The organism is Curtobacterium sp. PhB172 (assembly GCF_003752545.1).
Lineage (GTDB): Bacteria > Actinomycetota > Actinomycetes > Actinomycetales > Microbacteriaceae > Curtobacterium.
In genome coordinates, this window is the sequence record NZ_RKIF01000005.1 from 529,166 (window position 1) to 555,045 (window position 25,880).

Annotated in this window: 28 protein-coding genes and 1 riboswitch; of the genes, 10 read left to right on the plus strand and 18 right to left on the minus strand. The window is 70.8% G+C overall.

Annotated elements, in window-relative coordinates; all coding sequences use genetic code 11:
* Window position 1: 1 nt before the first annotated feature.
* From EDF42_RS03580 to EDF42_RS03590, 3 genes are read left to right on the plus strand one after another with little or no spacing between them, the layout of a single operon-like run.
* Window positions 2–982: an ABC transporter permease subunit gene (locus tag EDF42_RS03580; protein WP_260235043.1), complete on the plus strand. Its 981-nt coding sequence runs from the start codon at window positions 2–4 to the stop codon at window positions 980–982.
* Window positions 979–1,893 carry an ABC transporter permease gene (locus EDF42_RS03585; RefSeq protein ID WP_123671472.1) on the plus strand — a complete coding sequence of 305 codons (915 nt, stop codon included), beginning with the start codon at window positions 979–981 and terminating at the stop codon, window positions 1,891–1,893. Before EDF42_RS03580 ends, EDF42_RS03585 begins: the two co-directional genes overlap by 4 nt.
* Window positions 1,890–2,960 (plus strand): ABC transporter ATP-binding protein, encoded by a 1,071-nt coding sequence (locus EDF42_RS03590; RefSeq protein ID WP_123671473.1) that lies wholly within the window; start codon window positions 1,890–1,892, stop codon window positions 2,958–2,960. The genes EDF42_RS03585 and EDF42_RS03590 overlap by 4 nt, the downstream gene beginning before the upstream one ends.
* Before the next feature lie 164 nt (window positions 2,961–3,124).
* On the opposite strand, the gene EDF42_RS03595 is transcribed toward EDF42_RS03590, so the two are convergent.
* Window positions 3,125–3,604, minus strand: coding sequence for an NUDIX domain-containing protein (locus tag EDF42_RS03595; protein ID WP_123671474.1), 480 nt, complete (start codon window positions 3,602–3,604; stop codon window positions 3,125–3,127).
* A 59-nt stretch (window positions 3,605–3,663) separates the two neighbouring features.
* On the opposite strand from EDF42_RS03595, the gene nagB reads away from it, so the two are divergent.
* Window positions 3,664–4,449 carry a glucosamine-6-phosphate deaminase gene (gene nagB, locus EDF42_RS03600; RefSeq protein WP_111085323.1) on the plus strand — a complete coding sequence of 262 codons (786 nt, stop codon included), beginning with the start codon at window positions 3,664–3,666 and terminating at the stop codon, window positions 4,447–4,449.
* 9 nt (window positions 4,450–4,458) lie between these two features.
* Here the strand turns inward: nagB and EDF42_RS03605 are convergent, their stop codons facing one another.
* Window positions 4,459–5,646 (minus strand): MalY/PatB family protein, encoded by a 1,188-nt coding sequence (locus tag EDF42_RS03605; RefSeq protein WP_123671475.1) that lies wholly within the window; start codon window positions 5,644–5,646, stop codon window positions 4,459–4,461.
* A gap of 45 nt (window positions 5,647–5,691) precedes the next feature.
* Here EDF42_RS03605 and EDF42_RS03610 point away from each other — a divergent pair, with 45 nt between their 5' ends.
* Window positions 5,692–5,979 carry a hypothetical protein gene (locus EDF42_RS03610; RefSeq protein ID WP_123671476.1) on the plus strand — a complete coding sequence of 96 codons (288 nt, stop codon included), beginning with the start codon at window positions 5,692–5,694 and terminating at the stop codon, window positions 5,977–5,979.
* Here the strand turns inward: EDF42_RS03610 and EDF42_RS03615 are convergent.
* The gene (locus EDF42_RS03615; protein ID WP_123671477.1) at window positions 5,921–6,496 is read right to left on the minus strand and encodes a TetR/AcrR family transcriptional regulator; all 576 of its coding nucleotides are present in this window, start codon (window positions 6,494–6,496) and stop codon (window positions 5,921–5,923) included. The genes EDF42_RS03610 and EDF42_RS03615 overlap by 59 nt on opposite strands.
* A 77-nt stretch (window positions 6,497–6,573) precedes the next feature.
* Between EDF42_RS03615 and EDF42_RS03620 the strand changes: the two genes are divergently transcribed.
* A complete protein-coding gene (locus EDF42_RS03620) occupies window positions 6,574–7,476 on the plus strand; it encodes an SDR family NAD(P)-dependent oxidoreductase (RefSeq protein ID WP_148067607.1) in 903 nt (300 codons plus the stop codon).
* A 42-nt stretch (window positions 7,477–7,518) separates the two neighbouring features.
* Window positions 7,519–9,975: a GH92 family glycosyl hydrolase gene (locus EDF42_RS03625; RefSeq protein ID WP_260235046.1), complete on the plus strand. Its 2,457-nt coding sequence runs from the start codon at window positions 7,519–7,521 to the stop codon at window positions 9,973–9,975.
* Between the two features lie 49 nt (window positions 9,976–10,024).
* Here the strand turns inward: EDF42_RS03625 and EDF42_RS18610 are convergent, their stop codons facing one another.
* From EDF42_RS18610 to clpS, 13 genes are all read right to left on the minus strand, one after another.
* The gene (locus EDF42_RS18610; RefSeq protein WP_148053893.1) at window positions 10,025–11,128 is read right to left on the minus strand and encodes a hypothetical protein; all 1,104 of its coding nucleotides are present in this window, start codon (window positions 11,126–11,128) and stop codon (window positions 10,025–10,027) included.
* Entirely contained in the window at window positions 11,125–11,760 is a 636-nt protein-coding gene (locus EDF42_RS03630; RefSeq protein WP_123340939.1) for an ABC transporter ATP-binding protein, read from the minus strand. Before EDF42_RS03630 ends, EDF42_RS18610 begins: the two co-directional genes overlap by 4 nt.
* Window positions 11,757–12,782 (minus strand): peptidoglycan-binding domain-containing protein, encoded by a 1,026-nt coding sequence (locus EDF42_RS03635; protein WP_221180998.1) that lies wholly within the window; start codon window positions 12,780–12,782, stop codon window positions 11,757–11,759. Before EDF42_RS03635 ends, EDF42_RS03630 begins: the two co-directional genes overlap by 4 nt.
* Before the next feature lie 38 nt (window positions 12,783–12,820).
* The gene (locus tag EDF42_RS03640; protein WP_123340937.1) at window positions 12,821–13,234 is read right to left on the minus strand and encodes a hypothetical protein; all 414 of its coding nucleotides are present in this window, start codon (window positions 13,232–13,234) and stop codon (window positions 12,821–12,823) included.
* Window positions 13,235–13,350: 116 nt separating this feature from the next.
* Window positions 13,351–13,695 (minus strand): hypothetical protein, encoded by a 345-nt coding sequence (locus EDF42_RS03645; RefSeq protein WP_123340936.1) that lies wholly within the window; start codon window positions 13,693–13,695, stop codon window positions 13,351–13,353.
* 495 nt (window positions 13,696–14,190) lie between these two features.
* Entirely contained in the window at window positions 14,191–15,357 is a 1,167-nt protein-coding gene (gene nagA, locus EDF42_RS03650; protein WP_123671481.1) for an N-acetylglucosamine-6-phosphate deacetylase, read from the minus strand.
* The gene (locus EDF42_RS03655; protein WP_123671482.1) at window positions 15,354–15,761 is read right to left on the minus strand and encodes a YrdB family protein; all 408 of its coding nucleotides are present in this window, start codon (window positions 15,759–15,761) and stop codon (window positions 15,354–15,356) included. The genes nagA and EDF42_RS03655 overlap by 4 nt, the downstream gene beginning before the upstream one ends.
* 8 nt (window positions 15,762–15,769) lie before the next feature.
* Window positions 15,770–16,675, minus strand: coding sequence for a formyltetrahydrofolate deformylase (gene purU / locus EDF42_RS03660; RefSeq protein ID WP_395865101.1), 906 nt, complete (start codon window positions 16,673–16,675; stop codon window positions 15,770–15,772).
* Between the two features lie 39 nt (window positions 16,676–16,714).
* Window positions 16,715–18,058 (minus strand): MFS transporter, encoded by a 1,344-nt coding sequence (locus EDF42_RS03665; RefSeq protein ID WP_221180999.1) that lies wholly within the window; start codon window positions 18,056–18,058, stop codon window positions 16,715–16,717.
* A gap of 100 nt (window positions 18,059–18,158) precedes the next feature.
* Entirely contained in the window at window positions 18,159–18,584 is a 426-nt protein-coding gene (locus EDF42_RS03670) for a MarR family winged helix-turn-helix transcriptional regulator (RefSeq protein WP_123340932.1), read from the minus strand.
* 76 nt (window positions 18,585–18,660) lie between these two features.
* On the minus strand, window positions 18,661–19,587 hold the full coding sequence (locus EDF42_RS03675; RefSeq protein WP_123671483.1) for a GNAT family N-acetyltransferase: 927 nt from the start codon (window positions 19,585–19,587) through the stop codon (window positions 18,661–18,663).
* Window positions 19,584–20,060: a DUF2017 family protein gene (locus EDF42_RS03680; RefSeq protein ID WP_123671484.1), complete on the minus strand. Its 477-nt coding sequence runs from the start codon at window positions 20,058–20,060 to the stop codon at window positions 19,584–19,586. The genes EDF42_RS03675 and EDF42_RS03680 overlap by 4 nt, the downstream gene beginning before the upstream one ends.
* The gene (gene clpS / locus EDF42_RS03685) at window positions 20,057–20,362 is read right to left on the minus strand and encodes an ATP-dependent Clp protease adapter ClpS (RefSeq protein WP_185003162.1); all 306 of its coding nucleotides are present in this window, start codon (window positions 20,360–20,362) and stop codon (window positions 20,057–20,059) included. Before clpS ends, EDF42_RS03680 begins: the two co-directional genes overlap by 4 nt.
* A 37-nt stretch (window positions 20,363–20,399) precedes the next feature.
* Window positions 20,400–20,485: riboswitch (ZMP/ZTP riboswitch) on the plus strand.
* 53 nt (window positions 20,486–20,538) lie between these two features.
* On the opposite strand from clpS, the gene glyA reads away from it, so the two are divergent.
* From glyA to EDF42_RS03700, 3 genes are all read left to right on the plus strand, one after another.
* Entirely contained in the window at window positions 20,539–21,843 is a 1,305-nt protein-coding gene (gene glyA / locus EDF42_RS03690; RefSeq protein WP_395865046.1) for a serine hydroxymethyltransferase, read from the plus strand.
* A complete protein-coding gene (locus tag EDF42_RS03695) occupies window positions 21,840–22,772 on the plus strand; it encodes a bifunctional 5,10-methylenetetrahydrofolate dehydrogenase/5,10-methenyltetrahydrofolate cyclohydrolase (protein ID WP_260235050.1) in 933 nt (310 codons plus the stop codon). Before glyA ends, EDF42_RS03695 begins: the two co-directional genes overlap by 4 nt.
* Before the next feature lie 173 nt (window positions 22,773–22,945).
* The gene (locus EDF42_RS03700; protein WP_123671485.1) at window positions 22,946–23,449 is read left to right on the plus strand and encodes a hypothetical protein; all 504 of its coding nucleotides are present in this window, start codon (window positions 22,946–22,948) and stop codon (window positions 23,447–23,449) included.
* Between the two features lie 144 nt (window positions 23,450–23,593).
* Here EDF42_RS03700 and galK read toward each other — a convergent pair whose 3' ends face one another.
* A complete protein-coding gene (gene galK / locus EDF42_RS03705) occupies window positions 23,594–24,730 on the minus strand; it encodes a galactokinase (protein WP_123671486.1) in 1,137 nt (378 codons plus the stop codon).
* The gene (gene galT / locus EDF42_RS03710; protein ID WP_123671487.1) at window positions 24,727–25,824 is read right to left on the minus strand and encodes a galactose-1-phosphate uridylyltransferase; all 1,098 of its coding nucleotides are present in this window, start codon (window positions 25,822–25,824) and stop codon (window positions 24,727–24,729) included. Before galT ends, galK begins: the two co-directional genes overlap by 4 nt.
* Between the last annotated feature and the right edge of the window lie 56 nt (window positions 25,825–25,880).

Genomic DNA, 25,880 nt, shown 5'->3' on the forward strand with positions numbered 1-25,880 from the left:
CATGACCACCGCATCGGCGGGCGCGCCCGCGCCAGCGGCGAGCGCACCGGCGACGAGCGCGACGAGCCCCGTGCTCCCGACGTCCGCACCAGCGTCCGCCGATGCCGTCCGACGCGGCGCCGGACCCCGTGTCCGGCGCCGCGTCGGCCTGGCCTGGCTCGGCCTCACCCCGTTCGCCGCGTACGTCCTGCTCTTCCTCGCCGTCCCCGCGGTGATCGCGGTCGGCAGCGGGTTCTTCACCGACGACGGCGCGTTCACCCTCGCGAACCTCGCAGCGTTCGCCGAGCCCTCCGTCCTGCGGGCCTTCGGCGGCTCGTTCGGCCTGTCCGCCGTGTCCGCCGTGATCGGCGCCGTCATCGGAGCGCTCGTCTGCTGGGCGCTGTCGGCACTGCGGCCCGACGGGCTCGTCCGGTCGATGATCGACTCGGCCGCGAGCGTCCTCGCCCAGTTCGGCGGCGTCATGCTCGCGTTCGCGTTCATCGCCACGATCGGCGTACAGGGCCTCGTCACGACGTGGCTGGTGTCCCTCGTCGACGTCGACCGCAACGCGACCGGCGCTTTCCTCTACACGGTGCCCGGTCTCGTGATCCCCTACGTCTACTTCCAGGTGCCGCTGATGGTCCTCACGTTCATGCCCGCGCTCGAGGGCGTGAAGACGCAGTGGGGCGAGGCCGCCGCCACCCTCGGCGCCTCCCGTGCCACGTACTGGCGCCGGATCGCCCTGCCCGTGCTCGCACCGGCGTTCTGGGGCTCGTTGCTCCTGCTCTTCGCGAACGGGTTCTCGTCGTTCGCCACCGCCGCGGCACTCATCTCGCAGGGCGGCATCGTGCCGCTCACGATCCGCACGCAGCTCACCAGCGAGACGCTCATCGGCCTGCAGAACGTCGCCGGGGTGCTCGCCTTCGGCATGGTCGTCGTGATGGCGGTCGTGATGGGCGCGTACTCGTTGCTGCAGCGCCGGGCCGCAAGGTGGCAGCGATGAGCGCGGCTACGCCGGTGGGGCCGTCGCGTCCGACGTCGGTCGCGTCCGGTCGGACGGGAGGCACGCCCCGCGTCGGCCGCTTCGGCACGGCCCCGTCACGGGGCACCGCCACGGCCGTGCTCACGGTCGTCGGGATCGTCTTCGCCGTCCCGCTGGCCGCGCTGGTGCAGTTCACCTTCCGCCAGGGCACCGACGACGGTCTGACCTTCGCGCACTGGGCGGCCATCGTCGACCCGGTCAACGCGTTCACTTACCAGCCGGTGTTCGACGGCCTCGGGGCATCGCTGCTCATCGCGGTCATCACCGTCGGCATCGTGCTGTTCGTCCTGCTGCCCGCCCAGATCATCACGGCGCTGCGCTACCCGAAGCTCCGCCGCGTGCTCGAGTTCGTCTGCATCGTCCCGATCACGGTCCCCGTCGTCGTGCTCGTCGTCGGCTTCATCCCCGTGTACCAGGTGGTGTCGCGGGTCTTCGGGTCCGGCGCGTGGACGCTGGCCTTCGCGATCGGCATCGTCACGCTGCCGTTCGCGTTCCGCCCGATCGCCGCCGCCATCACCGCGACGGACATGACGGTGCTGTCCGAGGCCGCCCGGTCGCTCGGCGCCTCGTGGTGGACGGTCACCTGGCGGGTGCTCTTGCCGAACCTCCGCCGGGGCATCACCGCCGCGTGCTTCCTCACCATCACGGTGGTCCTCGGGGAGTACACGCTCGCCGCGTTCCTGTCCCGCACCACCTTCCAGACCGCCCTCGTGCTCGTGCAGCAGACCGACCCGTACGTCGCCGCGATCTTCTCGGTCGCGGCCCTCGTGTTCGGCTTCGTCCTGCTCGTCGTCATCGGCCGCATCGGGACGGGCCGTCGTGCCGGCCGTGCCCGCACCGTCCGCACCACCCGTGTCAAGGAGTCCGCATGACCGTCACCGCACCGGCAGCCCCGGCGTCCCTCGCCTCCACCGGCGCCGTCGTCGAGCTCGAGGCCGTCGAGAAGCACTACGGCACGCACCGGGCCCTTGCCGGACTGTCGCTCCGCGTCGAACCGGGCGAGTTCGTGTCCCTGCTCGGCCCGTCCGGCTGCGGCAAGACGACGGCGCTCCGAGCGCTCGCCGGCCTCGAGGCCATCGACGCCGGCGCCATCCGCATCGACGGCCAGGACGTCGCCGCCACCCCGGTGAACAAGCGCGACATCGGGATGGTGTTCCAGCAGTACTCGTTGTTCCCGCACATGACGGTGCGGCAGAACGTCGCGTTCGGCCTCGAGATGCGCCGAGTCCCCGCCGCCGAGCGCAGGAGCCGCGTCGTCGAGGCACTCGACATGGTGCACCTGGGCGAGTTCGCCGAGCGCTACCCCCACCAGCTGTCGGGCGGCCAGCAGCAGCGCGTCGCCCTCGCCCGAGCCCTGGTCACGCGGCCCCGCGTCCTCCTGCTCGACGAGCCGCTGTCCGCCCTCGACGCCAAGGTGCGCGTCTCGCTCCGCGAGGAGATCCGCCGCATCCAGAGCGACCTCGGCATCACCACGGTGTTCGTCACCCACGACCAGGAGGAGGCGCTCGCCGTCTCCGACCGCATCGCCGTGATGAACGCCGGCGACATCGAGCAGATCGGCACGCCGGAGGAGCTCTACCGTTCTCCGTCGTCGGCGTTCACGGCGGACTTCGTCGGCCAGTCGAACCGTCTGCAGGGCGACCTGCGCGGCGGCGACGTGTTCGTGTACGGGTTCCGCGTGCCCGCACTCGACGCCTCGGTCGCCGACGGGCCGGTGCTCGCCTACGTCCGACCGGAGGACGTCGCCTTCGCCCCGGAGGGCATCACCGGCACCGTCGTGTCGTCGAGCTTCCTCGGCTCGATCCGCCGCACCACGGTCCGGCTCGACGACGACACCGTCGTGACCGTGCAGCACGAGGTCGGCGACCGTCGCGCCGCCGGCGAGTCCGTCGCCGTCCGCCTGCTCGGCGCTCCCGTGGCGGTGGCCCCGCTCGCCTGACCGCCAAAGCGACAGTCCTCGCCGGGCCGGGCCGGTCCCCTCCGCGATGGCGACAGTTCCCCGCGGAACGTCGGCGGCACACTGTCGCTTTCGCGGGGTGGGCGCGACCACGGGCGGCCTGGAGGCGCGTGGCGGGGCCGCCCCGCGCCTCCAGGCCGGCGGGGTCAGCGCTGGAAGCGCGCCTCGCGCTCGTCGGCCAACGCCGCCGCGATGCGGGCACGCATGTTCGGGTGCATGTCGGGCAGGTCGTCGAGTCGCGCCCAGAACGCCTCGGTGTTCTCGCCGTCGGCGGGGTTCGGCGTGCCCGAGACGTACCGGCAGGCGAACACCAGGTCGAGGTACTGCGCCCGGTCGCCGTTCGGGTACGTCAGCTCCGGCAGCACCTGCACCCACGCCAGCCGTTCCGCGACGGCGACGACGTCCGCCTCTTCCAGGACCTCGCGTTCGGCGGCGACGGCCGGTTCCTCGCCCGGGTCGATGATGCCGGTGACGGGCGTGAGCGCGCCGTTGTCCGCCCGTCGGACCACGAGGAGTTCTCGATCGTCCCCGTCGCCCCGGGTGACCACCGCCGTCACACCGGTCATCCAGAGGGGATCGGTGCCGATCTTCGAGCGGAGGGACAGGACGAAGTCGGGGGTGGGCATGGGCCCACGCTACCGATCCCGCCCTGTCGGAGACTGGTCATGACCAGTAGCATGGGCGTGTGGAGATCATCATCCTGCCCACGCCGGCTGAGGTCGGTCGCGTCGCCGCGGCCAAGATCGCGTCCGTCGTCGCCAAGAAGCCGTCCGCCGTCATCGGTCTCGCCACCGGATCCAGCCCGCAGGGCATCTACACCGACCTGCAGCGTCGGGTCGGTGCGGGCGAGATCTCGTTCGCCGAGGCTCGCGGGTTCGCCCTCGACGAGTACGTCGGCATCCCGCTCGAGCACCCGGAGTCGTACGCCAGCGTCATCGCGCGCGACGTCGTGGCGCCGCTCGGGTTCGACCCCTCGCGGGTGCGGGTGCCCGACGGTCGTGCCGACGACCTCGAGTTCGCGGCGAAGGAGTACGACGCCGCGATCCGTGCCGCCGGCGGGATCGACGTGCAGATCCTCGGCATCGGCGCGAACGGGCACATCGGGTTCAACGAGCCGACGTCCTCGTTCGCCTCACGCACCCGGATCAAGACCCTGGCGCCGTCGACCCGTGACGCCAACGCGCGGTTCTTCGACTCGCCCGAGCAGGTCCCGACGCACTGCATGACGCAGGGGCTCGGCACCATCCTCGACGCCCAGCAGCTCGTCCTCGTCGCGCAGGGCTCCGCCAAGGCCGACGCGGTCGCCGCCGCGGTCGAGGGGCCGCTCAGCTCGTTCGTCCCCGGTTCGGCGCTGCAGCTGCACGAGCACGCGACGGTCGTCGTCGACGAGGAAGCCGCGGCCGGCCTGCAGCTCGCCGACTACTACCGCTACACGTACGCGAACAAGCCGGCCTGGCAGGTGTTCGAGTAGGACCGATGATCAGCCGTCTGCACGCTGCCGGAACGCGGTGTGCAGGCGGCTGAGGCCGTCGTCCAGGGTCTCGGCCGAGCACCCGAAGTTCAGCCGCGCGAAGCCCTGACCCTGGCGTCCGAACGCCGGGCCGGAGGCGAGCGCCACCTTCGCCTCGTCGACCAGCAGCGCCGCGGGGTCGTCGCCCCACGGCAGCGCCCGCAGGTCGAGCCACGCCAGGTACGACGCCTGCGGCTGCCGGTACTCGGCGCCGGGCAGCACGTCGCCGATCCGCTCGGCCAGGGTGCGGCGGTTCGCGGCCAGTTCGGTGAGCAGGGACGCGAGCCACGGTCCGCCCTCGCTGAACGCGGCGACGCTCGCGGTGTACCCGAGGATGCCCGTGCGCTCGACGACCTCGCTCGGCAGTGCGTCGAACCAGGCACGGGCCCGCTCCGAGGCGCCGACGATCAACGCGCACTTCGTCCCCGCGAGGTTCCAGGCCTTGCTCGCGCTCGTCAACGACACCCCGAGCGCGGCGGCCTCGGGGCAGGACTCCAGGAACGGCGTGAAGACCGCGTCGGCGTGCACGAGCGGCGCGTGGATCTCGTCCGAGACGACCACGGCGTCCCACTCGGCGGCGAGCTTCGCGAGTGCGACGAGCGACGAGCGGTCGTGCACCAGGCCGAGGGGGTTGTGCGGGTTGCAGAGCAGCACGGTACGCGCGCCGTCGGCGAACGCCTGCGCGAGGCCGTCCAGGTCCATCCGCCAACCGGCCGTGGTGTCGAACGGGTCCGCGGGGCCGTCGGGTGCGAGCAACGGGACCTCGGTCACGGTGCCGCCGGCCTCGGACACGTACTCCCAGAACGGCGGGTACACGGGCGGCATGATGACGACCTGGTCGCCCGGCTCGATGATCCGGCGGAGCATCTCCACCGCAGCGACCGACACGTCGGTGGTGGTGCGGACGAGGTCGGGGTCGACGCGCCAGGCCCACCGGCTCTCGGCGAAGTCCGCGAACGCCTCGGGCAGCGCACGACCGTGGCCGACGTACCCGGTGTCGCCGTTGGTGACCGCGGCGACGAGGGCGTCGCGCACCGGCTCCGCGAGCATCGAATCCATCTCGGCGACGAACATCGGCAGGACGTCCGGCGGGTACGCGGTGTACTTCTCGCTCGTACGGCTGCGGTGCGCATCGAACACGGAGACCATGACGCTCATGCGCCCATCCTGACAGTGCCCGCCGCCGCCCGGCAGGATGAACCCGTGGAACCCCGCTCGCGTACCGTGCTCCGGGCCGCCCGTGATGCGGTGCTGGTGGTGGCCGGCAGCGTCGCGATCGGCCTGGTGATCGTGATCGCCGGACTGGGATGGCTCGACGACATGCCCTACCGGGGGTCCTCGACCGAAGCGGCCTACATCGCGGTCGCGGTGGCGGCGGTGGCCGTCTGCGGGTTCGGGGCGCTCGTCGGCCTCGCCGCGATCAGGGCGTCGGTCAGCTCGTCGGACGGAGCCCGGCGAGCAGGATCTCGACGTAGCGCTCCGGATCGCTGACCCGGGTGCCGCCGGCGACGGCCGCCTCGCGCAGCCCGCACAGCAGCCGGCGGAGGTCGTCGGCGTCGACGTCGGTCCGGACGATCCCCTCGGTGCGTCCCCTCGCGAGCAGCGCGTCGACGGACACCACCAGGTCGCCGGCGAGGGCAGCGGTGTCCGCACAGGAGAACCCGCCGTTGGTCAGCAGGTCACCGAGGGCTGCGTCGTCCACCATGCTCCGGAACGCGGCTGTGACGACCCCGCGGAGCGCATCGGCTGCGTCCGGCAGCACGACGGCGTCGCGGACCTGGTCGAGCATGTCCTCGAGCGCGTCGATCGCGAGCGCTTCGAGCAGGTGCTGCTGGCTCGGGAAGTGCCGGTAGGCCGTCCCGACCCCCACTCCGGCCTCGTGCGCGACGGCGTTGAGCAGGGCCGGTTCGCCCCGGTCGACGAAGGTGCGGGCGACGTCGAGCAGTGCCGTCCGGTTGCGCTGGGCATCGGAGCGCAGCGCCTCGGGTCGGGCCATCGCGATCGTCATGTGGACACTCTATCCGGTTGTGCTAGCGTTCCGGATGAATCATCCGATTGGGTGCGCCGAACGAGCAGGAGACGACGATGGACAGCTTCGAGTGGGAACCGGCAGCGATGCCCGACCAGCACGGCAGGACCGTGGTGGTCACCGGCGCGACCGGTGGGCTCGGCCTCGTCGTCGCCACGACCCTCGCCTCGGCCGGCGCCCGCGTCGTCGCCGGGGTGCGCGACCTCGACAAGGCGGCTCGCGTCCTCCCCGTGGGACTCGACCTGGAGGCGCGGCTCGTCGACACCGCGTCCGTCGCGTCCGTCACGGCGTTCGCCCGGCAGCTCGCCGAGGACGGCATCGCCGTGGACGCCCTCGTCAACAACGCCGGTGCGACGATCGGCACCTTCGGGCGCACCGATGAAGGAATCGAGCGCACCTGGGCGACGAACGTCGTCGGGCCGGCCGTGCTCGCCGAGGCGATGCTCCCGCTGCTCGGCGGGCCGTCTCCCCGCGTCGTGCTCGTCGGCTCGAACCTGTCGCAGCGCACCCGCCGCGTGTCTGGTCCCGGCGGGGTCGACGGTCCGGACGACTACTCGCAGTTCGGTGTGTACACCGACTCCAAGACCGCGGCCGCAGCGCTGAGCGTCGACCTCGGTGAACGACTCCGTGCTGCCGGTTTGGACATCCGGTCGGTGATCGCGCACCCCGGCATCGCGGCGACGGGGATGAACGACCAGGCGGAGACCCTGACACAGCGCCTCGGCGGCATGGTCGCACGCAGTCTGGCGCGGACTGCCACGGACGGCGCTCGCTCGACGCTCTGGTCGGCGACCGCCCCGGACGTCCCCGAGGGGGTGTTCGTCGGACCGGCACTCCGGCGTGGTGACCGGCGACTGCACGTCGTGCCGGTGAAGGGCCCGGCGGCGGACCCGGCGTTCCGCGCTCGGGTCCGGGCCTTCGTCGAGGGGCGACGTGAACAGCAGGAGAGGGCTCGGTGACGGATCGCGCGTCCCCCGTCCGAGGGGGCTAGCGTCGCCGACGTGAACCGTTCTCGCGTGCACCGTCGCCCGCTCGTCCGCCCGCTCCCGTTCGCCGCGGTGGCCACGATCGCCGCGCTGCTGGGGACGGGGGTCGTCGCCGCGCCGGCCGTCGCTTCGCCCTCGGGGCAGGCAGCGCAGGCGGGGAGGACCGTCTCCGACCCGGCTCGGTACGTCGACCCGTTCATCGGCACGAGCGGCGACGGCAACACTTGGCCCGGCGCGACCGCACCGTTCGGCATGCTCCAGTGGAGCCCCACCGGCACCGCGGGCGACCAGACCTCGACGCCGGTCGCGAACGGGTACTCGTACGACGTGAACCGGCTGCGCGGGTTCAGCCTGACGCACCTGAACGGCGCCGGCTGCGCGCCGGGAGCCGCCGGTGACGTGCCGATCATGCCGGTCACGACCCCGATCACGACCTCGCCGTCGGCCGACAGCACCGACGCGGTCTACGCCGCCGGCTACTCGCACGACGACGAGTCCGCGAGCCCCGGGCGCTACGGCGTCGCGCTCGACAACGGCGTCCGCACCGACCTCGCCGTCACCACCCGGGCCGGCATCGGCGAGTTCGCGTTCCCGGCCGGCGGGGCCGCGAACCTGCTCTTCCGGACCTCGAACTCGATCAACGGCAGCGAGGCCGCGACCACCCGCGTCGACGCCCGCACCCGCACGGTGAGCGGCAGCGTCCTGACCGGCGGCTTCTGCAGCCGCCGCGCGAACGGCGGCGGTGCCACCAACCCGGACCGCCGCAGCTACTACCGGCTGTTCTTCACAGCCACCTTCGACAAGGCGTTCACGAGCACCGGCACCTGGCAGGACGGCACGGTCCGACCGGGAGGCACGGCCTCCTCCGGCGGGGAGGGCTACCTGACCGGCGCCGACCGTGCCGGACGCGGCTCCGGCGCGTGGGTCGGGTTCGACGCGCGTCGCGGTGCGACGGTGCACGCGAAGATCGGCATCTCGTACGTGAGCGCCGCAGGAGCGATCGCGAACCGCGACGGCGAGGTGACCCAGCGCTCGACCGTCGCCAGCGTGGCGGCCGGCACACGGGCCTCCTGGAACCGCGAACTGTCGCGTCTGCGCGTCGGAGGCGGCACCGCGGACCGCACCACCCAGCTGTACACGTCCGTGTACCACGCGCTCATGCAGCCGAACACGCTGAACGACCGCGACGGCCGCTACCTGGGGCCGGACCAGCGGGTGCACCGCATGGACCGAGGGCACCGCGCCGTCTACGGCACGTACTCCGGGTGGGACCAGTACCGGGCGCAGATCCAACTGCTCGCGCTGCTGCGGCCGGACGTCGCCGGGGACATGGCGCAGTCGATGCTGCGGTTCGCCCAGCAGAACGGTGGGGTGTGGGACCGCTGGCTCCACCTCGGGGCGCCGACGCACGTGATGACGGGTGACCCCTCGGCCGCGACCCTCGCCACCTGGTACGCGATGGGGGTCCGGAACTTCGACGTGCGGGCCGCCTACGCCTCGCTGAAGCACCAGGCGACCGTCGAGAACGCCGACGCCGAGAGCGACATCGGGTGCCCGGGCCAGTGCCTGGCCCAACGCCCGGCGCTCGACGAGTACCTGCAGCGCCAGTACGCCGCGAACGACGACTGCTCGTGCTGGGGCGGCGCTGCCGAGACGCTCGAGGACTCGATCTCGGACAGTGCGCTCGGGTACTGGGCGGGCTCCCTCGGGCTGCGCTCGGACGCCCGGATGTTCGCGGAGCGCGGGACCTACTGGAAGAACACCTTCAACGCGGCCGTCGGTTACCAGGCCGCTCGTCAGGCCGACGGATCGTGGACGCCCGACTGGTCGCCCTCGACCGGCACCGGGTTCGCGCAGGGGACGAGTGCGCAGTACACCTGGCTCGTGCCGCAGGACGTACAGGGACTGTCGACGGCCTTGGGTGGCGACGACGCGGCGGTCGCGCGACTCGATGCGTTCTTCCACGACAGCACTGGTGCGTTCGCGGTGACCGGCGGCGACGCCACGAAGTTCGACCCGACCAACGAGCCCGACATCCACACGCCGTGGATGTACAACGCGCTCGGGAAGCCGTGGAAGACGCAGGAGACCGTGCGCCGGGTCGTCGACGACGCCTACACGACCGGCCCGAGCGGGCTGCCGGGCAACGACGACCTGGGCACGATGAGCGCCTGGTACGTCTTCGCGTCGATCGGGTTGTTCCCGCAGACACCGGGGCGTGCGGAGATGCTCATCGGCAGCCCGACGTTCAGCACCGTCGACATCCGGCGGTCGAGCGGGGAGCGGATCGTCGTCCGGTCCTCCGGCACCGCGCCGTACGTGCACGGCGCTCGGTTGGACGGGCGCACCCTCGAGAAGTCGTGGGTCCCGGCGTCCTTCGTCACCCGCGGCGGCACCCTGTCGCTCCGGGTCGGCGACACGGCGGACACGACGTGGGCGAGTGGCGAGCGGGGGCGCCCGATCGACCGCTGAGGCGGGGCCGCACGGTGAGCGGTCTCGCCTGAGGGTGATCTCGTCGTATCTACGGTGATCGCATCTCCGACGCGGGATCGAGTCTGGAGGCAACTGCTGCGGGGACCAGTGCGAGTCCAACGGTGACGGTCACCAAGATGGCTGCGAACGCCATGGCGAGTGCCCCGGGCGGAGCGGGGAGTCCTGAAAAGCGCAGTCCGATGATGGTCGCGATGCCTCCAAGGGCTGCTCCGGTTGCGGACGCGGCCAGAGTGTGTCCGGCGATGAGCGCAATGATCATCGGTCGGGACGCGCCGAGGGCGCGTCTCCTGCCGAAGTCTTTCCGCTGCAGGAGCACGAGTCCGGCCTGAACGATCGCCACCAGCATTCCCGAGCCGACAATCGCGGTCAAGATCAGGCTTCGGCTGAAGGAATCGAGTTGAAGTCCGATGGGGCCCGAGAGTCGCGCGACGGCGTCGCTGGTGCGGATCCTTACCGTTGGTGATGGATTATCAGGAAGGGCGGCGCGCATGACGCGTGCCAGAGGCGCCACGCGTTCGGCCGAGCGGGCGACTATGACGATTCGCGTGACGTCTCCTGGTCTCGAATCAGGAGTCGGGACAACCAGTCCGGTTAGCCCGCTGGCGGCCGCTCGGGACGAGTCGAGGTGGCCTACGACGGCGTTGGTGGAGCCAGATGCGTTCACGACCGTGGCGGGGAGCGACCCAATTCCGAGCAGGGCGATCGCATTCTTGGTGGCGAACGCGGAGGTATCCGCGTCACCGCGCGGAGGCTCGGGAAGGCCGAGCTGCGACCAATTGTGCGCCCAGATGCGGCGGCTCGGGACTGCCACTCCACCTGGTATGGCTCGGTTCCTCATGTCTGTGGCGGGTCCCGACGCGATCGCTGACTCGACCCCGTCCACGCCGTCGAGGACCGCCAACGTGCTTGAGCGAAGATGATCAGCGGGCGCGCCCTGAACCGTGAGGGTTCGTGCTTCAACGCTGGCGAGCTCGGCGAGTACCGAGTCGGCAAGGCTCGAGCTCTGCGCTGTCGCGATCATCGTCAGCCCGAGCCCTGCTCCCGTTATCAGAGCAATGATGCTCGAAAGGAGCCACTTCGTCCGAGCTATGACAGCGACCTCTGAGCAGGTCAGAGCCCAGGTCAGGATCACAATCGGACCTCGCGATCGCTCGCTCGAATCACACGCTGGTCATGGGTGGCTACGACTACTGTGTTACCCGCCCGGCCGTACGCGCTCAGCGTGTCGACGACTGCCGCAGCGCTGTCGCTGTCGAGACTCGCTGTGGGTTCGTCCGCGACGACGATCGGTGGGCGCAGAATCAGGGCACGAGCGAGTGCGATCCGTTGTGCCTGGCCTCCCGAAATCTGCCTTGGGAGCGCGTCGGCGCGCTGATCGACGCCGAGGGACCCGAGGAGGTCCAACGCGTCCCCGCGCAGATACTTGCGGTGCGTCGCTTGCGCGTAGAGGGCCGGCTCCGTGACGTTCGCAAGGACGGTCCGACTCGGGTCGAGCGCGGCGTCTTGGAACAGGTAGCCGAATGCTTCTGCTCGGAGCATCGAACGTCGTCTGTCCGAGATCCGTGCGGTATCTAGGCCAGCAATCGAAACCGTGCCGGCCGTCGGCTTCAGGAGCAGGCCGATGATGAACAGCAATGTCGATTTGCCCCGACCCGAGGGGCCTGTGAGTGCGACCATTTCTCCGATGTCGAAAGTGGTCGAGACCTGGTTGATGATCGGATGGCGGCGGTCGTAGGAATGCGAGACAGCGTCCACACGAATCATTCGGACGCATCCGAACTGATCCGCACCCGCATGCTGGGCTCGATCCCGTCGACGACAGCTCGTCCCGATGCGGACGCGAGGATGGTCACGAGGTGACGATGCCCTGTCGCATCGACAACGTACATATCGGTGCCGGCGGAACGTATGGCGGCAATGGGTACGACAGTGCCCTCAGTGCGGGGGACTAGGACGACTTCTCCCCGGACCTGCACAGAGTCCTCCGATCCGGGTACGAACGGGCAGTCTTCGCCACACGACGAGCCATCGCTCTGACCGAGAACGGCCTTGCCGGTGCCGTCCTCACCGACTTCAGTGGAGCGGATCACACCGGACCAGGTCGATCCCTGCGCGGCGAGCGTCGACGTTGCGCCGTCTCGAACGCTGGCAAGAAGGTCCGCTGAGAGCGCTGCTTCAATCCGTGGATCGGAAGCGAGCTCGACTACCGCTGGCTCGTTGCCGGCGAGTAGCGCGCCCACGCTGACATTTTGCGTGTCCAGCGACAGCCGTGCGGGGAGAGTGGACACGAAGAGCACACGGCCTCTGGCGACGGCGCCAGTTGCCTCTTCGCCTTCGGACAGTTGCCAACCCTTCAAAGCCGATTTCGTTGAGGGGCCGAAGATCCCGTCGGGAGAGGAGCGCAGCCAACCCTGGACGGCGAGCATTGCCTGCAGTTGCCGGACGTCCGGTCCGGTCATCCCTTCTTCGAGGTCCCGGAAGGCCGGTGTCGAGCCGGCCGCCACGTGAACCGGACGGAGGTCGACTGAATAGAGTTCCTGCCCGGTGTGCGCCATCGCGGTGTCTTCGAGTGCAACGGAGGTCACCGTTCCGGTCAGGAGGTTGCGGGCGACCGGAGTCCGGCCCCAACGCACCTCAGCTCGGATCGCGGCAGACTGGCCAACGACCCCAGCACGTGCCGTGGCGACGGCGTAGGGCTGCGCCGTTGGGGGTGGAGCAACGTCGGTCTGGATACGCCACGACGACAAGAGCGCGATTCCGAGCGTCACGAAGGTGGCAATAATCATCAACACCATCGGCCACTTCGGAGCCGCACGTCCACCGACTAGTAGGTCGGTTCCGGCGTCGGGCATGATCTTGCCGCCTCAGCGAAGTCCTCATCTGGAACCTCGGCCCACGGATACCACGGGTCGGAGTCGTAGTGGTCCTCGAAGGTGTCGAAGGTCGGCGCAGTCGAGATCGTCCAACCAGCTTCGCGGAGACAGGCTGCACCCTGCACCGATGCCTCGTACGCCTGCCTGAGCTGCGTCCGTGACGGAGACGCGTCAGGATCGATGCCGAGGCGCTTCAGGCACTGGTCATCGTCATGGCGGTAGTCGGCCTCGGTGCCCGGTTTGAGGTCGACACTGATCGATGCGTCTTCCTGGACCGACACCGCCCACCCTGCTTTGGTCAGACACTTCGCTCGCGCCTCCGCAAGATCGACGGGTTCCGGGTATTTGCTGCGGACGCTGCTCACCGCTGAGGAGGTATCGGCAGACGGTGCGGACGTGGTCGTTGTGCACCCGCCCAACATGGCGGCGGCGCAGAGCGCAAGCAACCCGGCGGAGCTTCGACACACCCGCCCGACCACGCTCATCGGCATCGAACCGATGCCGACTTCATGGCGGAGCCGAACACCTTGCCTCCATCGGAGTAGTACTCCCAGACGTGGTGCGAGTCCCAGCTTGCGTACGTCGAGGAGTACCCCATCGTGACGGAGTTCGTGTGGGCCCACGGTGTTGAGTGACCCTTCGCACCGTAGATGTCGTGTCGCACATTGCCCCGCGAGTTCGACACGGTGTGCACCTCTTTGCCGCTGGGCTGACAGTTGAGCTTTCCGGTGCCAGCCTGCGCGGCATTCGCGGGCGTCGGCGTAGCAAGCAGGCCTACCGTCAGGGCGGCCGTGGCAGCCACGCTGAACATCATCTTCGTGATCATTACTCCCTCTCATATCCGGCCTCAGTGCCGAGCTTCCGACATCATCCATCTAGCGCGTAATATGTGCAAGATCAGTGCATCACAGGCGTGTCGTGCGATGGAGGGAGGTGTGTTCCGCAAGTGGGCTATGACCCCGTCGAGGGAACGAGGGAACGAGGGAACGAGGGAACGAGGGAACGAGGGAACGAGGGAACGAGGGAACGAGGGAACGAGCGACGTTGCGGAATGTGCTGACGCATGTGCGCGGCCGCCCCCTATGATTGCCCCACAGGGGCACCGGGTCTGAACGCGCCGACTGGGAGACCGAGGGCGCCAAGAGCCCGGCCTGCGACACCGAACCAGCGCGCCCGAGTACCGGCCGCGCTCCGCGCAACGACCTGGATCAGGGTGCTGCTGCTCATCGCTGCGGTGTTCGTGTCGCCGTCCGATTCGTGATCGTCGACGCCATCGGGGTCGTCGCCTCCGTGGTCGGTGTGGTCGCCCTGCTGCTCCGGCTCAGCGCAGCTCGCGCCCGCCGCCCCACACCCGCTGCACCTCGAGCGCCGGTGACAGCGCCACGAGGTCGGCCGCGTACCCCGGCGCGAGCCGCCCCAGCCGGTCGCCGAGCCCCAGTGCCGCGGCCGGCACGCTCGTCAGGGCCGCGACGGCCTCGGGCAGCGTCCGTCCGGCGAGCGAGACCGCGTTCCGCAACGCCACGTCCTGCGTCAACGTCGACCCCGCGATGGTGTCGGTCCCGGCGACGTGCGCGACCCCGTCGGTCACGGTGACGTCGAGCGATCCCAGCCGGTACGAACCGTCGGCAGCGCCCGCAGCACCCATGGCGTCGGTGATGAGCGATACCCGGCCCGGGGCAGCCCGGAGCAGGGTGTCCGCGACGACCGGGTGCACGTGCACGGCGTCGAGGATGAGCTCGAGCGTCACCCGGTCGTCGGCCACCGCGGCACCGATCGGCCCCGGTGCACGGTGGTGCAGCCCCGGCATGGCGTTGAACGCGTGGGTCAGCAGCGTCGCGCCGGCGTCGAACGCTGCGCGGGCCTGGTCGTACGTACCGACGGTGTGGCCGACGGCGACGGTGATCCCGGCGGCGACGAACCGGCGGACGGCGTCGAGCGCGCCCGGCAGTTCCGGCGCGATGGTGACCTGGCGGATGACGCCCTCGCCGGCCTCGAGCAGTGCGTCGACCGCTGCGGGGGACGGGTCGATGAGGAACGACTCGTTGTGGGCGCCCTTGTTGTGCGGGGACAGGAACGGCCCCTCCAGGTGCACGCCGAGCACGAGTGGGTCGGTCGCCATCACGGAACGGATCCGCGCGAGCGAGTCCGCGAGGGCGGGGACCGGGTTCGCGACGAGGGACAGGACCGACCGGGTCGTGCCGTGCGCCCGGTGGACGGCCAGCGACTCGGCGAAGGAGTCGTCCTCGTACGACTCGGTCGCACCGCCGTGCCCGTGCAGGTCGGTGAACCCGGGCGTCAGGACCGCGTCGCCCAGGTCGACGACCTGGTCCGCCGCGGGGGCTTCGGGGCCGGAGCCGACCGCGTGCACCACGTCACCGGCGAGCAGGACCCAGCCGTCCGCCGTGGACCCGGCCGCGTCGACGACGCGGGATGCGCGCACCAGGGTGTGCTGCGCCTCCCGGCCGGCCTGGAGGCCCGTGGCGGTCATGCGGTCTCCCTGCGGAACGCGATCACGCCGCTCAGGGCGGCGATCACGATGAAGACGAAGCCCACGACCGGGTGGCCGATGGAGATCCAGGTCGCGCCCGCGGCGATGACCAACGCGACCTCGACGATCGTCTTGCCGACGATGTCGGTCTCGATCGGCGACGCCGGCGAGCGGAAGAAGTACCAGACGACGGCCGCGAACAGTGGGGCGCCGACCATGAACAGGTAGCCGGGCAGGGGGAGTTGCCACGACCAGTAGCCCCAGAACGCCAGGGAGAGCAGACCGAACGTGCAGACCAGGACGCGGAGCACGCGCCAGACGTCGAACGGCCGTCGCTGCCTGCCGGCGGGTGCCGGGCCGGGGACTGCTTCCCAGTCGACGGGGGACTGCGGGGCGTTCGTCATGGTGCTGCCTACTTGAAGATGATGGTGCGGGCGCCGTCGAGCAGGACGCGGTCCTCGGCGATCCAGCGCACTGCCTGGGTGAGGGTGCGGGACTCTTCGTCCTGGCCGATGGAGACCAGCTCGGCGGGGTCCTTCGTGTGGTCGACACGGACGACGTTCTGCTCGATGATCGGGCCCTCGTCGAGGTCGCTCGTGACGAAGTGCGCCGTCGCGCCGATGAGCTTCACGCCGCGGGCGTGCGCCTGGCGGTAGGGGTTCGCGCCCTTGAAGCCGGGCAGGAACGAGTGGTGGATGTTGACCGCACGGCCCTCGAGTGCCGCGCAGAGCTCCGGCGACAGGATCTGCATGTAGCGGGCGAGGACGACGAGTTCGATGTCGTGCTCCTCGACCGCGTCGAGGACACGGCGCTCCATGGCCGCCTTGCTGTCCGCGTCGGTGACCGGACGGTGCTCGAACGGCACCGAGTAGAACGACGCGAGCTCGGACAGGTCCGGGTGGTTGGACAGCACGAGGGGGACCTCGATCGGCAGCTGCCCACCGCGCTGGCGGTAGAGCAGGTCGTTGAGGCAGTGGCCGGCCTTCGACACGAGGACGAGGCTGCGCAGCGGGCGACCGACGACGTCGAGCTGGACGCGGGCGTCGTACCGGGCGGCGACGGGGGCGAGAGCCGCCTCGAAGGTCGCGCGGTCCACCGGCGCCATGACCTGCAGGCGCATGAAGAACGTGTTCGTGTCGACGCTCGAGAACTGCTGCGACTCGGTGATGTTGCCGTTGGCAGCGACGACCGCTCCGGAGACGGCGTGCACGATCCCGGGCTGGTCGTCGCAGACGAGCGTCAGGGTCCAGTGCGTGGGGGTCGGGTCGGTCACCGGATCAGGGTACCGGGCGCGGCGAGCGCGGTGCTTCGTGAGCAGAAATGGTCGAGTGCCGTCACCCGACCCGACCATTTCTGCTCACGAAGCGGGCGCGGGACGTGAGCGGTCGGCGCGGAGGCGGCGGTCGGCCAGGGTCAGGACCGTCAGGAGCACCGCGACGCCGAGGATCACCCACGCCAGCACGTGCAGGTCCGGTGTGGTCGGGGTCTGGCCGAACACGCCACCGATGAGGGACGAGGCCCCGATCGCCCCGATGTACACCGCCGTGCGGGACAGCCCGGCCGCGGTGCCGATGTACGACGCGGGCACGAGCCGGTACAGCGCCGCCTGGTTCGACACCGACGCCAGGGCCTGCGGGACGCCGAACAGCGCCGGCGCCAGGGCGAGCAGCGCGACCGGCGACCCGGTGTGCAGGAAGAGCAGGAGTGCCCCGCCGACGATCGGCACCACGGCCGCGACGATCAGGGGCCCGCGGACGGCGGTCTTCCGGGCGACGACGAACGACGCGATCCCGGCCACGATCGCGGCGGGGAGCTGGATGTACCCGGCGACGTCGCTCGAGTACCCGGCGACGTCCTGCACCCACTGCGAGAACCCGTAGGTCATCGTGTACGCGAGCAGGTAGGTCAGGAACAACCGCACGTAGGTGCGGGACAGCGCCCCGTTCCGCGCGAGCATCCGGACGTCCACGAACGGCCGGACCGCGCGCAGCTCCCACAGCACGAGAGCGACGAGCAGCACGATCGCCACCGCGAGCAGCCACCACAGCCCGGCGGACAGGTCGAGCAGGAACACGAGCAGCGCGGAGACGGTCCCCGTCATGAGCAGCATGCCGAACGGGTCGAGCGCCTGCAGGACGGGCAGGGCCTCGTCGTCACGCGGACGGAGACGGTCGGACGGCAGCCACATCGACGCCACGACGATGCCGAACGCCGCCAGGGGCACGTTCACCAGGAAGATCGCGTGCCAGCCGAACGCGGCGATCAGCGCGCCGCCGAGCGGAGGCCCGGCCGCCGCGGACACGAGCGAGGTGATGGACAGCGCTCCGAGCACGAGCGGCGGGGTCGGCTTCCCGATCCGTGCCGAGTGCTGTCGGAGGGTGGTGAGTGCCGCCGGGTACGCCGACGAGGTGCCGATGCCGATGAGGACACGGGCGAACACCGCACCGCCGAAGCCGGTCAGGAACTCGGGCACGACCCCGGCGACACCGACGATCACGAGCCCGGTCAGGAACACCTTCTTCGGGCCGAAGCGGTCGGCGAGCTTGCCCATCGTCGGCTGCGCGATCGCACTCGCCAGGTACAGGGCGGCGACGAGCCAGATCGCCTGCGCCGCACCGATCCCCAGGTCGCGGGAGATCGGCGTGAGCGCGACGGACACCATCGTGGTGTTGATCGGGTTGAGCAGCGGCCCGACGAGCACCGGGATGAGGAGCTTCGGGTCGAAGCCACTGCCGGTGCTGCCCGGGGCGACGACGGGGGTGGGAGTGGTCGAGGTGGACGTGGGAGTGCTTCTTCCGGGGTCAGCGTTCGGTGAGCGGGGCGAGGATCGCGATCGCTCGGGCGACGGTGTCGCGGTCGGCGTCGGGCAGCGCGGCGAGCCGGTCGGTCAGGACGCGGGTGCGGGTGGTCCAGGCGTCCTCGCGGGCACGGGCACCCTGGTCGGTCGCGCGGACGAGCGCACGGCGGCCGTCGGCGGGGTCAGGACGCCGTTCGACGAGGCCGAGGTCCTCGAGTGCCTGGACGGTCGCGCCCATCGACTGCGGCCGGACGCCCTCGGCGCGGGCGAGCTCGGCGACCGTGCTCTCGCCGTACCGCAGCAGGCGGCCGAGCGCGGCGGTCTGGGACGCCGTGACCTCGTCGGCCTTGCCGGTCAGCAGCGTGCGACGGATCCGGCCGTACAGCGTCAGCAGGTCACCGGCGAGCGCGGTCGGATCGGGCGATTCCATACCGGCACGGTACTACTTCGACAGCACGACTTGCAAGGCTGCCTTGCGATTTCGACGCTCGCCGCTCCGGATCGACTCAGCGCTCGAGCACGATGCGGCGCCTCGTCACCACGAAGCCGGCCCGCTCGAACGCCCGGCGCATCGGGGTGTTCGCCGCGTCCGTCGTGCCGACCACCTTCGGCTCCCCGGCCTCGGCGTGCACGCGCAGCCCCTCGGCGAGCAGGCCGTCGACCACACCGCGCCCACGGTGCTGCGGCAGCACGCCGATGAAGCTGATCGCCGCGTCGTACGCCGTCCGCGTCGCCAGGACGAACCCGACCACCAGGCCGTCGGGGTCGAGCGCGACCCGCCAGCCGTCGCGCGACCCCGGCAGCGAGCGGTAGAACTCGAGGTCGTCGGCGGCGGCGCCCCGCGGGCCGAGTTCGTCCACCGAGGCCACGGTGTGGGCGTCGAGGCTCCCCACCGCGACGCGGGCGAACAGGTCCACGAACTCGTCGTCGTCACCGGACCGGAAGCGCAACGAGGACGGCATCGGCACTCCGTGGTCCGGTGTCCACGCCACACTCACCCGCTCCGTCGACCGTCCGAGCCCCGCCGACCGAGCGGCCGCCGTGCGCCACGACACCGCGGCGACGGCTTCCGGATCGTCGTGCCAGTCCACCGCGACGTCGACGATCCACTCCGGTCGCACCCCGAACGCAGCGGTCCCCGCCGTGATCAGCCCGGCGGCGATCGCCACCCGCTCGTCCTCGGGCACCTCCGGAGCCACCAGCAGGTCGTCGAGCGTCGACGGCACCTCGGCGTCCGCGCCACCCCACCAGAGCGCCCGTGCCACCGGGCGTCCGTCGCGCACGGCCAGCCACGACCACCCCGGGCGGTAGTTGTCCGTGCCGGACTCGGCGCGGTACCGGTCCGGACCGATCCACGCGACCGGTTCCGACGTCGAGAACGCGAGCAGGGCCTCCCGGTCGTCCTCGGTGGTCGCGCGGAAGGTGACCGTCACCGCGGGTCGGTCATCGTCGTGATCAGGTGCTCCTGCACGTAGCCGAGCCAGTCGTAGACGTCGCGCAGGCCGACGCCCGCGTCGGCCTCGACCGAACGCTCCTCGTCGTCGGCGTCGACGATCCCGAGGCGGTCGGCGATCGTCAGCCGCAGGTCGGTCAGCGTGCGGAGCCAGGCCTGCTCGTCCTCGGGGTCGAGGGCGCCGTCGCGGGTCCCCGTCAGCCACTCGTGCACGGTCGTCGCGTTCGAGGTCTTCTGCGCCAGCAGGTCGGACTGCGTGTACTTGCGGAACTCCGCGCTGGCGTCGTCGTCGTCCGGGTAGGCGTCCGGGAACATCCGAGTCGCCACCGGGTCCGCCGCCAGGTCGCCGTCGAGCACCTGGCGCAGCTGCTCGGTCAGGGACGTCAGCAACCCGCGCTCGCCGGAGGACATGCCGAGGTGGACGCCGTCGGCCCGGCGGACGAAGGGGATCACGCTTCGGGGGCCTTGTCGACGGTCGCCTGCAGGCCGTAGCCGTGCATCGACTGGACGTGGGCCTCCATCGCCTCGCGCGGACCCGTCGCCACGATGGCCCGACCCTCCGTGTCCACCTGGTGCATGAGCCGCTCCGCCTGCGCGCGACCGAAACCGAAGTGCCGCTGGAAGACGTAGGTGACGTACGACATCAGGTTCACCGGGTCGTCCCACACGACGGTGACCCACGGGGTGTCCGCGCGCGCACTGGTCCGTTCGTCCGGGGTGGTCCGTTCGTCCACGTCGGGCGAGGTCAGGGTCATGCATCCAGGGTGACACAGGGCGGGCGGCTCGGTACGATCGTCACGTCGCGACTGGCGTTGGATGGGTCACCATCGGGGAGCGACACCTGACACGGTGCGCGGCCGTACGCCTGGGCTGCACCGACCGATCGTCCGTGCGCGACCCACCGGTCGTCGCCAACCCACGTAGGAGAACCGTGTCCATCACCGATCTGCCCGCCGTCGACGGCTCCGTCGACACCGACCGCGCAGCCTTCAACGCCCCGCTCACCGAGGTCGACCCCGAGATCGCCGCCGTCCTGCAGCAGGAGCTCGGCCGTCAGCGCGACACCCTCGAGATGATCGCGTCCGAGAACTTCGTGCCGCGCGCCGTGCTCGAGTCCCAGGGCTCCGTCCTCACCAACAAGTACGCCGAGGGCTACCCGGGCAAGCGCTACTACGGCGGCTGCGAGTACGTCGACGTCGCCGAGCAGCTCGCCATCGACCGTGCCAAGGCGCTGTTCGGGGCCGAGTACGCCAACGTCCAGCCGCACTCGGGCGCCACGGCCAACGCCGCTGTCCTGCACGCCATCGCCTCGGCCGGTGACACCATCCTCGGCCTCGAGCTCGCGCACGGCGGTCACCTGACCCACGGCATGAAGCTCAACTTCTCCGGCCGCATCTACAACGCCGTGGCGTACGGCGTCGACCCCGAGACGTTCGAGGTCGACTACGACGACATCCGCGCCAAGGCCATCGAGCACCAGCCGAAGGTCCTCATCGCCGGCTGGTCCGCGTACCCGCGCCAGCTCGACTTCGCGAAGTTCCGTGAGATCGCGGACGAGGTCGGCGCGAAGCTCTGGGTCGACATGGCGCACTTCGCCGGCCTGGTCGCCGCCGGTCTGCACCCGTCCCCGGTCCCGCACGCCCACGTCGTCTCGTCGACCGTGCACAAGACCCTCGGCGGCCCCCGCTCGGGCATCATCCTGTCCAACGACGAGTCGCTGTTCAAGAAGCTGAACTCCGCGGTCTTCCCGGGTCAGCAGGGCGGCCCGCTCATGCACGTGATCGCCGCCAAGGCCACCGCGTTCCTGCTCGCCGGCACCCCCGAGTTCAAGGCCCGCCAGGAGCGCACCATCCGCGGTGCCCGATTGCTCGCGGATCGGCTCACGCAGCCGGACGCCCGCGCGGCCGGCGTCGACGTCCTCACCGGTGGCACGGACGTGCACCTGGTGCTCGTCGACCTGCGCACCTCCGAGGTCGACGGCAAGCAGGCCGAAGACCTGCTGCACGAGGTCGGCATCACCGTGAACCGCAACTCCGTGCCGTTCGACCCGCGTCCGCCGATGGTCACCTCGGGCGTCCGTATCGGCACGTCGGCGCTCGCCACGCGTGGCTTCGGCGACGCCGAGTTCACCGAGGTCGCGGACATCATCGCGCTGACCCTCATGCCGAACCCGGACATCGCAGCGCTCTCGGCCCGGGTGAAGACCCTGACCGACGCGTTCCCCCTCTACGCGTGAGCGACGCCCTGAGCCCCCTGCCCGTCGAGCGATGGGCGGGGGAGGGCACTGCCGTCCGCATCGACGGCACCGCCCTCGCCGCCCGGACCCTCGACGAACTGCGGGTCCGCATCGACCGGTTGCACGAGCACGGCATCCGTCCGGGGCTCGGCACGATCCTCGTCGGCGAGAACCCGGGCTCGCTGTCCTACGTCGCGGGCAAGCACCGCGACTCGGCGCAGATCGGGCTCGACTCGCACCGCATCGACCTGCCCGCGACGGCGTCCGCCGCGGACATCCGCGCCGCGATCCTGCAGATGAACGACGACCCCCGGGTCACCGCGTTCATCGTGCAGCTGCCGCTGCCGGAGGGCATCGACCCGACGCCGATGCTCGAGCTGATGGACCCGTCGAAGGACGCCGACGGCCTGCACCCGACGAACCTCGGTGAGCTCGTGCTCGCCGTGCCCGGTGGCGCCGGCACCATCGACGCGCCCCTGCCCTGCACCCCGCGGGGCATCGTCGCGATGCTCGAGGCGTACGACATCCCGATCCGCGGCGCGCACGTCACGATCATCGGGCAGGGCCTCACCGTCGGGCGTCCGCTCGGCCTGTTGCTGACCCGCCTCGAGGCGACGGCGACGCTCACACACTCCCTGACGGCGGACGTCGCCGCGGAGTGCCGTCGCGCCGACATCGTCATCGCGGCCGCCGGGGTCGCCGGGCTCGTCAAGCCGGACTGGGTGCAGCCCGGTGCGGCCGTGATCGACGTGGGCATCACCCGCGTGGTGAACGACGAGACGGGGAAGGCCAAGCTGCACGGTGACGTCGACCCCGCCGTCGCGTCCGTCGCGGGCTTCATGTCGCCGGTGCCCGGCGGCGTCGGCCCGATGACCCGCGCGATGCTCATGAAGAACGTGGTCGAGGCGGCGGAGCGCCACCTGAAGTAGGTGCGCGCGGCGGGCCGTGTGGCGCGCGTTCGCATCGTGAGCAGAAGTGGTCGGGTCCCGTCATGGGGCTCGACCATTTCTGCTCACCAGATGCGGCCGGGAGGCGCGGCTCGCCCCCGCCCCGCGCGTTCGGGGGACGGGTGCGGAGCCAGTCCCAGTGCTACGGTCACCGCATGGGGGAGAACGTCCAGACCGCGCCCGTGATGGCGCATGCCGGTCGGAAGCTGCGTCCGCGTGCGTGGGGACTCGCACTCGTCGGGATCGTCGCACTGGTGCTGTCCCCGAACTTGGTGCTCTGGAGCACGTCGTCGGGGTACGGCGGGGTCGACGCAGACGACAACTGGATCGACAACGGCGGCAAGGTCCTCGAGACCGCGCCGGTCACGGTGCAGGTCGAAGGGCACGTCGCCCCGGCCGCACTCGCACTGCTGCTGCTCGTGGTCGTCGTCGGGATCGTCCTGCCGCCGACGCTCGCGCGCTCCGGGCACCGCACCCTCGGCGACATCGTGCGGTACTCGGCGTACCTGGCCGTCCCGGTGTGCATCGTCGTCGGCGTGCTGGTCTACACGGTGTGGCAGAGCCAGTTCGTGATGGACCAGGTGCAGCACGAGGTGCTGCACCCGCACGGCTTCCCGTGGGGCGGCGTCACCGTCACCACGGGACACATGACCCGCTGACGCCCGAGTCTCGGCCGCGCTGCCCCGAGTCTCGGCCGCGCTGCCCCGAGTCTCGCGGTGAGCGACCGTTCTCGGGGGCGGCACCGCGAGAACGGTCGCCCAGCCCGAGTCTCGCCCGTACTGGCCCGAGACTCGGCGAGGGGCTCAGTCGCGGCGGGCGCCCTGCGCGGCGTGCACCGTGAAGACGTTCGGTTCGCGGTGCCCGGCGGCTGCGAAGGCGGCGGTGACGGCCTCGGCGATCGCACCACGGGCCTCCCGGTCGACCAACGCGATCGCCGCACCACCGAACCCACCACCGGTCATCCGCGCACCGACCGCACCGTGCTCGACCGCGGTCGCGACGGCCAGGTCGAGTTCCGGAACGGAGATCTCGAAGTCGTCGCGCATCGACTCGTGCGACGCGACGAGCAGCGAACCGATCGCCCGCGGGCCCTGTTCGCGCAGCGTCCGGACGGTGTCGAGGACGCGCTGGTCCTCGGTCACGACGTGGCGCACGCGGCGGAAGGTCTCGTCGTCGAGCAGCTCCTGCGCACGGGGCAGGTCGTCGACGCTCAGGTCACGCAGGGCCTCGACACCGAGCACCTGCGCACCCTTCTCGCACGAGGCCCGACGAGCTGCGTACCCACCGGTGGCGTGGGCGTGCTCGACCCGGGTGTCGATGACCAGGACCTCGAGCCCGTTCGCCTCGAGCGCCAGGTCGACCACGGCGGTGTCGAGCGTGCGGCAGTCCAGGAACACGACGGCGTCCTGCTCGCCGAGCAGGGAGGCGGACTGGTCCATGATCCCCGTGGGGGCACCGACGGCGTGGTTCTCGGAGTACTGGCCGACGCGCGCCAGGGTCTTGCGGTCGAGGCCGAGCTCCCACAGGTCGTTGAAGGCGAGTGCGACACCGCACTCGATCGCGGCGCTGGAGGACAGGCCCGCACCGACGGGGACGTCGGACTCGATGAAGACGTCGAACCCGGTCTTGTCGGACAGGTCCGCGCCGGCCTGCTCGCGGAGCGCCCAGGCGATGCCGAAGACGTACGCCGACCATCCGGTCATGTTCGACGGGTCGAGGTCGTCGAGCGACAGCTCGAGCACCGTGTCGGCGTCGAACGCAGACGAGACGCGCAGCAGACGGTCCGGCCGCGGGGCGATCGACGCGGTGGTGCGCCGGTCGATCGCGAACGGCAGGACGTACCCGTCGTTGTAGTCGGTGTGCTCACCGATCAGGTTGACCCGACCGGGGGCGGAGTACCGCACCGCCGGCTCGTACCCGTAGACCTGCTGGAACGTCATGCTCGCTCGATTCCCTGTCGGATGAACTCGGCTGCCTTCTCGGGCACGAGGTCCCCGATCCAGGCGCCCATGGCGGCTTCACTGCCAGCCAGGAACTTCAACTTGTCCGCCGCCCGACGCGGCGACGTGATCTGCAGCATGAGCCGCACGGTGTCCCGCCCGACGTGCACCGGTGCCTGGTGCCAGGCGGCGATGTACGGGGTCGGGTCGCCGTAGAGTTCGTCGATGCCCCGCGTCAGGCGCAGGTGCAGGTGGGCCAGTTCGTCCTTCTCGGCCTCGGTCAGACCGGCGAAGTCGGGGACGTGGCGGTGCGGCAGCATGTGGATCTCGATGGGCCAGCGTGCGGCGAACGGCACGAAGGCCGTGAAGTGCTCGCCCTGCAGGACGACCCGGTCCGAGGCCCGCTCGTTCGCCAGATGCTGTTCGAACAGGTCCGGCCCGAAGCGCTCGATGGAGTCGAGCAGGCGCTGCGTGCGGGGCGTGACGTACGGGTACGAGTAGATCTGCCCGTGCGGGTGGTGCAGCGTGACGCCGATCGCTTCGCCGCGGTTCTCGAACGGGAACACCTGCTGGATGCCGGGCATGGCGGAGAGCGCGGCGGTCCGGTCCGCCCAGGCCTCGACCACGGTGCGGGCACGCGACTCGGAGATCGACGCGAAGGACCCCTCGGTCGCGGGCGAGAAGCACACGACCTCGCACCGGCCGACGCTGCGGAGCTGCCGGTTCAGGCCGACGTCGGACAAGGACTGGAGCGAGGACGGAGCGTCATCGGCCTCGAGCAGGGGGCCGAACGACGGCGACCGGTTCTCGAACACGGCGACGTCGTAGGTGCTCGGGATCTCGGACGGGTTCTGCGGTGTCTGCGGCGCGAGCGGGTCCTGGTCGGCCGGCGGCAGGAACGCACGGTTCTGCCGGCTCGCTGCGATGGAGACCCACTCGCCGGTCAGGACGTCCTGGCGCATCCGCGCGGTCTCGGGCCGAGGGTCGAGCGCGCGCTCGTCGATGGCACGCTCAGCGGGCAGGGTGCTGTCCGCATCGTCGAAGTAGAACAGGTCGCGGCCGTCCGCGAGCTTCGTCACGCGCTTGGTGATCACCGGAACAGCCTAGCGTCGATCCGAAGCGTTGCGAAAGTCTTCGGAAGCAAGCGAAA

What these genes read in the sequence shown, in the direction of transcription:
- EDF42_RS03580 (WP_260235043.1), top strand. Translation starts at nt 2, where the DNA reads ATGACCACCGCATCGGCGGGCGCGCCCGCGCCAGCGGCGAGCGCACCG.
- EDF42_RS03585 (WP_123671472.1), top strand. Translation starts at nt 979, where the DNA reads ATGAGCGCGGCTACGCCGGTGGGGCCGTCGCGTCCGACGTCGGTCGCG.
- EDF42_RS03590 (WP_123671473.1), top strand. Translation starts at nt 1,890, where the DNA reads ATGACCGTCACCGCACCGGCAGCCCCGGCGTCCCTCGCCTCCACCGGC.
- EDF42_RS03595 (WP_123671474.1), bottom strand. Translation starts at nt 3,604, where the DNA reads ATGCCCACCCCCGACTTCGTCCTGTCCCTCCGCTCGAAGATCGGCACC.
- EDF42_RS03605 (WP_123671475.1), bottom strand. Translation starts at nt 5,646, where the DNA reads ATGAGCGTCATGGTCTCCGTGTTCGATGCGCACCGCAGCCGTACGAGC.
- EDF42_RS03615 (WP_123671477.1), bottom strand. Translation starts at nt 6,496, where the DNA reads ATGACGATCGCGATGGCCCGACCCGAGGCGCTGCGCTCCGATGCCCAG.
- EDF42_RS03620 (WP_148067607.1), top strand. Translation starts at nt 6,574, where the DNA reads ATGGACAGCTTCGAGTGGGAACCGGCAGCGATGCCCGACCAGCACGGC.
- EDF42_RS03630 (WP_123340939.1), bottom strand. Translation starts at nt 11,760, where the DNA reads ATGATTCGTGTGGACGCTGTCTCGCATTCCTACGACCGCCGCCATCCG.
- EDF42_RS03635 (WP_221180998.1), bottom strand. Translation starts at nt 12,782, where the DNA reads ATGATTATTGCCACCTTCGTGACGCTCGGAATCGCGCTCTTGTCGTCG.
- EDF42_RS03645 (WP_123340936.1), bottom strand. Translation starts at nt 13,695, where the DNA reads ATGATCACGAAGATGATGTTCAGCGTGGCTGCCACGGCCGCCCTGACG.
- nagA (WP_123671481.1), bottom strand. Translation starts at nt 15,357, where the DNA reads ATGACCGCCACGGGCCTCCAGGCCGGCCGGGAGGCGCAGCACACCCTG.
- EDF42_RS03655 (WP_123671482.1), bottom strand. Translation starts at nt 15,761, where the DNA reads ATGACGAACGCCCCGCAGTCCCCCGTCGACTGGGAAGCAGTCCCCGGC.
- EDF42_RS03670 (WP_123340932.1), bottom strand. Translation starts at nt 18,584, where the DNA reads ATGGAATCGCCCGATCCGACCGCGCTCGCCGGTGACCTGCTGACGCTG.
- clpS (WP_185003162.1), bottom strand. Translation starts at nt 20,362, where the DNA reads ATGACCCTGACCTCGCCCGACGTGGACGAACGGACCACCCCGGACGAA.
- EDF42_RS03700 (WP_123671485.1), top strand. Translation starts at nt 22,946, where the DNA reads ATGGGGGAGAACGTCCAGACCGCGCCCGTGATGGCGCATGCCGGTCGG.
- galK (WP_123671486.1), bottom strand. Translation starts at nt 24,730, where the DNA reads ATGACGTTCCAGCAGGTCTACGGGTACGAGCCGGCGGTGCGGTACTCC.